Below are 4,807 nucleotides of genomic sequence, written 5' to 3'. Positions count from 1 at the left end.
TTTTTTTTTTTTTTTTTTTTTTTTTTTTTTTTTTTTTTTTTTTTTTTTTTTTTTTTTTTTTTTTTTTTTTTTTTTTTTTTTTTTTTTTTTTTTTTTTTTTTTTTTTTTTTTTTTTTTTTTTTTTTTTTTTTTTTTTTTTTTTTTTTTTTTTTTTTTTTTTTTTTTTTTTTTTTTTTTTTTTTTTTTTTTTTTTTTTTTTTTTTTTTTTTTTTTTTTTTTTTTTTTTTTTTTTTTTTTTTTTTTTTTTTTTTTTTTTTTTTTTTTTTTTTTTTTTTTTTTTTTTTTTTTTTTTTTTTTTTTTTTTTTTTTTTTTTTTTTTTTTTTTTTTTTTTTTTTTTTTTTTTTTTTTTTTTTTTTTTTTTTTTTTTTTTTTTTTTTTTTTTTTTTTTTTTTTTTTTTTTTTTTTTTTTTTTTTTTTTTTTTTTTTTTTTTTTTTTTTTTTTTTTTTTTTTTTTTTCTGTCTCCCCGGAGGAACTGGACGAAGCCTGTTCTGCCGCCTATGCCGCCATGCAGGAAAGCCTTGCGTGGTTGAAGCAGGTGGAAAAGACGCTGAACGGGAAAAAGGAGCTGCAACGGCAGGTGCTTGCCTATTCCAAGACCCGCCCTGTCCGGGACGGGCTGAAACAGCAGAAAAACGCCAAAGCAAAAGCAGCCTACCGTCAGAAGCATGAAAGTGACTTTATCATAGCAGACGCAGCCGCCCGCTATTTCAGGGAGAACGGCATTTCCAAGCTGCCGAGCTATAAATCCCTGCAAGCAGAGATTGAAAGCCTTATCAAAGAGAAAAACAGCGGCTACAACGATTACCGGGCAAAACGGGAGGAGTACCGCCGCTTGCAGACTGTCAAGGGCAATATCGACCAGATTTTACGCCGGAGCGAGCCGCAGCGCAGAAAGGAGCAGAGCCATGAACGGTAATATCCCCCGCATGGACTACCGCCAGTACCGGGCAGCCCGCCGCCTTGTGCATGAGTGCTGCAACTATGACAGCGGGAACTGCCTGCTGTTGGAGGACGGCGAGCCTTGCGTGTGTGTACAGAGTATCAGCTATTCGCTGCTCTGCCGCTGGTTTACCGCCGCTGTCCTGCCCCTTGATGAAGCACTGGAAGCCGCCCTCTTGCGCCGGGGAAGCCGGAAACGCTGCGCTGTCTGCGGGGCGTTCTTCTTCCCAAAATCCAACCGGGGGAAATACTGCCCGGACTGCGCCGGACGCATGAAGCGGATAAACGCCGCCAAACGGAAGCGGAAACAAAGGGAGAAATGTCACGCTTTAGGGCATTTCAAACCCGCATAAATCAAGGCTTTTTTGGAGGGTGTCAAAGGGTGCGTGATACATTTATCCTTTTCCCTTAAAAACGCCCCCTAAAAGCGTAACAGAACCCACAGACAGACACCACAAGGAGGTGAACCCTATCGCTGATTATATGACCGCAGGAACGGAGCTGCCCGCTTACCTGCCTTACCCCCGTTTCCTGCTGGAAACAGACCTATCCCACACCGCAAGAGAGTTATATGCGCTGCTGTTAGACCGTTCCACCCTTTCGCAGAAGAACGGCTGGCAGGACAGCGAGGGACGGACATACATTGTCTACCCCATAGCAGAGATAGCGGAAATGCTGGATAAAGGCTGCACCACCATAAAGGGCGCACTGAACGAACTGGACGCTGCCGGGCTGCTGGAACGCAGACGGACGGGCTTTTCTGCCGCCAACCGTCTGTATGTGAAAGTGCCGCCTATCCCAGTGGTACAGTTTTCCGACCAACTGACGGACGGAAAACCGCCCCTCATAAGGGCGGGAAACCGACCAACTGACAGCCGGAAAACTGACCTTATGACGGTCGGAAAACCGTCCCCTAACCAAACTAATATAAACAACCTAATAGAGAGCCAAACAAAAGGAGCGAGTGAGGGGCAGCCCCCCGCCGCTTATGGCAGATATAAAAATGTATTTCTTTCTGACACAGAACTTTTGGAGCTGGAACAGGACTTCCCCGGCAAGTGGGAGTATTACCTTGACCGCCTTTCCTGCCACATCGCTTCCACCGGGAAGCAGTACCAGAGCCATGCAGCCACCATTTACAAGTGGGCGCAGGAGGACGCTGCCAAAGAGAAGCCAAAGAAAGGCATACCGGACTATTCATTCAAGGAGGGAGAAAGCCTATGACCGATACAATCCACAACACCATACTGCCTATGACCGACACCACAGCCGAGCCGGAGGATTACACCGGGGAGGACGGGCTTTTATACTGCGGCAAATGCCGGAAACCCAAAGAAGCCTATTTCCCGGAGGGCAAGACCTTTTTCGGGCGTGACCGCCACCCGTCAGAGTGCGACTGCCAGCGGGCAGCCCGTAAGGAACGGGAAGCCGCCGAGAAGCGGCGCAGCCACCTTGAAACGGTGGAACGGCTGAAACGGCAGGGCTTTACAGACAAGACCATGCAGGACTGGACATTTGCCAACGATAACGGCAGCTGCCCGCAGATGAAGAACGCCGCCGGATATGTGGCACGCTGGGAACAGATAAAGGACGGGAACTACGGGCTGCTCTTGTGGGGCAGGGTAGGCACTGGGAAAAGCTATTTTGCCGGGTGTATTGCAAACGCCCTCATGGAGCAGGAAGTCCCGGTGTGCATGACAAACTTTGCAGCAATATTAAACGACCTTGCCGCCAGCTTTGCGGGCAGGAACGAATATATTTCCCGCCTTTGCAGCTTCCCCCTGCTCATCATTGACGATTTTGGAATGGAGCGTGGCACAGAATACGGTCTGGAACAGGTCTACAATGTGATTGACAGCCGCTACCGGAGCAGGAAGCCGCTGATTGTGACGACCAACCTCACGCTGGAGGAATTGCAGCACCCGGAGGACACCGCCCACGCCCGGATTTATGACCGCCTGCTTGAAATGTGTTCCCCTCTCTGCTTTACCGGGGAGAATTTGAGGAAAGCCGCCGCACAGGGAAAAATGGAACAGCTGAAACGGCTGCTTGCCGGAAAGGAGATTTGCCTATGACCGACACCCAGAGAAACAAACGCCCTGCCCGCCGCCCGGACTGCGTGACCGAAACGAGGATAGGCAACACAATCCTTGTGGTGTCTGGCTTTTTCAAGGAGGGGGCGACCGACACCGCCGCTGACAAGATGATGAAAGTGCTGGAAGCAGAAGCCGCCGCCGGATATTTGACCTGTGATAAGCCTGATTGAAAAACCGTCATTTTTACCGACCGTAAAGAAGCAGATTTGACGCTTTTGCCGCTATACAGACAGCCGCCCCATGTGGTACAATCAAGGTACGGAATAGTGGGGCTGGCTGTCGGAAACGGAGGAATTTATGTTAAGACAGACCACCCAGCAACTCATTACCGCCCTTTACCCAAGACTGTCCCATGAGGACGAGCTGCAAGGCGAGAGCAATTCCATTTCCAACCAAAAGAGGATTTTGGAAACCTATGCCAAACAGAATGGATTTTCTAATCTGCGCTGGTACACCGACGACGGTTATTCCGGTGCGAACTTTCAAAGACCCGGATTTCAAGCCATGCTTGCAGACATTGAAGCAGGGAAAGTCGGGACAGTTATCGTCAAGGATATGTCGAGGTTAGGGCGAAACTACTTACAGGTGGGAATGTACACAGAAATGATTTTCCCACAGAAAGGTGTCCGCTTCATCGCTATCAATGACGGAGTGGACAGCGCACAGGGGGAAAATGATTTTGCCCCGCTGCGGAACATTTTTAACGAATGGCTGGTGAGAGATACGAGCAAGAAAATCAAGGCAGTAAAACGCTCTAAGGGCATGAGCGGAAAGCCCATCACAAGCAAGCCCGTCTATGGCTACCTCATGGACGAGGACGAAAACTTTATCATTGACGAGGAAGCCGCCCCGGTGGTACGGCAGATTTACAGCCTTTGCCTTGCCGGGAACGGTCCGACCAAGATAGCCCGTATGCTGACCGAGCAGCAAATCCCCACGCCGGGGACGCTGGAATACCGCAGGACGGGCAGCACCCGCCGCTACCACCCCGGCTATGAGTGCAAGTGGGCGACCAATACCGTGGTTCATCTGCTGGAAAACCGGGAATATACGGGCTGTCTGGTAAACTTTAAGACCGAGAAGCCGTCCTACAAGCTGAAACACAGCATAGAAAATCCCCCGGAAAAGCAGGCGGTTTTTGAGAACCACCATGAGCCTATCATTGACCGGGAAACGTGGGAACGGGTGCAGGAGTTACGCGGGACCGCGGCGCAAACGCCCCAACCGTTATGACGAAGTGGGCTTGTTCTCCGGCATACTCTTTTGTGCCGACTGCGGCAGCGTCATGTACCAGCAGCGATACCAGACGGACAAGCGCAAGCAGGACTGTTATATCTGCGGAAGCTACAAGAAACGCACCGCCGACTGCACAGCGCACTTTATCCGCACTGACCTCTTGACCGCTGGCGTACTCTCCAATCTGCGGAAAGTTACCAGCTATGCGGCAAAGCATGAAGCCCGGTTTATGAAGCTTTTAATCGAGCAGAATGAGGACGGGGACAGACGCAGGAACGCCGCCAAGAAAAAGGAGCTGGAAGCCGCCGAGAAACGCATAGCCGAGTTATCTGCTATCTTCAAGCGGCTGTATGAGGACAGCGTAACCGGGCGCATATCGGACGAGCGTTTCACAGAGCTGTCGGCAGACTATGAAGCCGAGCAGAAAGAACTGAAAGAACGTGCCGCCAGACTGCGGGAAGAACTTTCCAAAGCGCAGGAAGCCACCGCAAACGCTGAAAAGTTTATGAATGTGGTACGCAGGCACACTACCAT

General features: G+C 49.3%; 5 protein-coding genes and 2 pseudogenes. 6 read left to right on the top strand and 1 reads right to left on the bottom strand.

Translation table 11 applies throughout. The annotated features are described in order from the left end of the window. A partial coding sequence (locus tag AC075L_RS20740; RefSeq protein ID WP_476388119.1) for a hypothetical protein occupies positions 1-573 on the bottom strand: 573 nt, incomplete at its 3' end. On the opposite strand from AC075L_RS20740, the pseudogene AC075L_RS20735 reads away from it, so the two are divergent. The 6 genes and pseudogenes from AC075L_RS20735 to AC075L_RS20710 all read left to right on the top strand — a co-directional run. Then, positions 463-918: pseudogene (locus AC075L_RS20735) on the top strand (relaxase/mobilization nuclease domain-containing protein); the annotation flags it as partial. The gene AC075L_RS20740 and the pseudogene AC075L_RS20735 sit on opposite strands and share 111 nt — an antisense overlap. Next, positions 908-1,294 (top strand): cysteine-rich VLP domain-containing protein, encoded by a 387-nt coding sequence (locus AC075L_RS20730; protein ID WP_002594234.1) that lies wholly within the window; start codon positions 908-910, stop codon positions 1,292-1,294. The pseudogene AC075L_RS20735 and the gene AC075L_RS20730, both read left to right, overlap by 11 nt. A 130-nt stretch (positions 1,295-1,424) precedes the next feature. Further along, positions 1,425-2,165, top strand: a complete 741-nt coding sequence (locus AC075L_RS20725) for a replication initiator protein A (protein WP_002594233.1) — start codon at positions 1,425-1,427, stop codon at positions 2,163-2,165. After that, the gene (locus AC075L_RS20720) at positions 2,162-3,016 is read left to right on the top strand and encodes an ATP-binding protein (protein ID WP_002594232.1); all 855 of its coding nucleotides are present in this window, start codon (positions 2,162-2,164) and stop codon (positions 3,014-3,016) included. Before AC075L_RS20725 ends, AC075L_RS20720 begins: the two co-directional genes overlap by 4 nt. Beyond that, positions 3,013-3,207: a transposon-encoded TnpW family protein gene (locus AC075L_RS20715; RefSeq protein WP_002594231.1), complete on the top strand. Its 195-nt coding sequence runs from the start codon at positions 3,013-3,015 to the stop codon at positions 3,205-3,207. Before AC075L_RS20720 ends, AC075L_RS20715 begins: the two co-directional genes overlap by 4 nt. Before the next feature lie 127 nt (positions 3,208-3,334). Continuing rightward, a pseudogene (locus AC075L_RS20710) lies at positions 3,335-4,807 on the top strand (recombinase family protein); the annotation flags it as partial.

This window comes from Blautia sp. ZXY-1-B12, from assembly GCF_056339915.1.
Note: the sequence above shows the minus strand (reverse complement) of the source record. Positions and strands in the feature narration are given on the sequence as shown.